Genomic DNA, 1,003 nt, shown 5'->3' with positions numbered 1-1,003 from the left:
GTACTGAAGCGACTGCACTATCCACTGGACGTGATTCTGCTATGCGTGCGCTGGTATGTGACGTATTCGTTGAGCCTGCGCAACCTCGAAGAATGGTATGAACGCCTCCCGCCCGTGAGCGGTGGTAGAGAAGAAGGAAGGTGGACCCTCGCGGGCCAACGGCATCGAAGTGCCCAAGGCGGAAGATCATGCAGGTCTTCACTGGCGAACCGGAGGGATCCGAAATGAAGCATACGACAGTAGGTGTGGACATTGCAAAGAGCCTGATGCAGATCCATTACATCGACGCGGAAACGGGCGAGATCCTAAACAAACCGGTCAGGCGTGTGGCGTTTCTCGAGCACTTTGCAAACCGTGCCCGTGCCTGATCGGCATGGAAGCCTGCGGCGGCTCGCAGCACTGGGCACGCAGGCTGACAGCGATGGGACATCAGGTGAAGCTGATGCCAGGGAAGTTCGTGAAGGCATTCGTGATGGGCAACAAGAATGATGCAGCCGATGCGCGTGCGATCTGGATGGCGGAGCAGCAGCCGGGCAAGTCGGTCGCGGTGAAGACGGAAACGCAACAGGCGGTACCGGGATTGCAGCGAATGCGACAGCAACTGGTGAAGTTCCGCACGATGCAGATCAACAGCCTGCGCGGCCTTGCTCACCGAGTACGGCGAAGTGATGGGCAAGGGTCGGGCGGCACTCGATAAGGCGATACCGGATGTGCTGGAAAGGCTCGTCGATCGTCTGCCGACGATTCTGATCGACACGCTGCGCGAGCAGTGGAATGGGCTGATGGAACTGGATAAACAGATTGCCGGAATCGAACGACGTCTGCAGATGTGGATGAAAGAGGACAAGGCATGCCGGGCAATCGCTGCGACACCAGGCGTCGGCCTGCTGACAGCGACAGCAGCCGTTGCAACGATGGGGGACGCAAAGGCATTCAGGTCCGGGCGCGAGTTCGCGGCCTGGATCGGACTGGTGCCGGCGCAGACAGGATCCGGTGGCAAGAT

General features: G+C 59.5%; 2 pseudogenes. Both read left to right on the top strand.

Features of this window, described 5'->3' with window-relative positions:
- Positions 1 to 93 (top strand): annotated as a pseudogene (locus HV796_RS42745) (IS6 family transposase); the annotation flags it as partial.
- A gap of 131 nt (positions 94 to 224) precedes the next feature.
- Positions 225 to 1,003: pseudogene (locus HV796_RS42740) on the top strand (IS110 family RNA-guided transposase); the annotation flags it as partial.

Source organism: Paraburkholderia humisilvae (assembly GCF_902859855.1).
Taxonomy (GTDB): domain Bacteria; phylum Pseudomonadota; class Gammaproteobacteria; order Burkholderiales; family Burkholderiaceae; genus Paraburkholderia; species Paraburkholderia humisilvae.
This window is presented reverse-complemented; position numbering and strand designations above follow the sequence as displayed.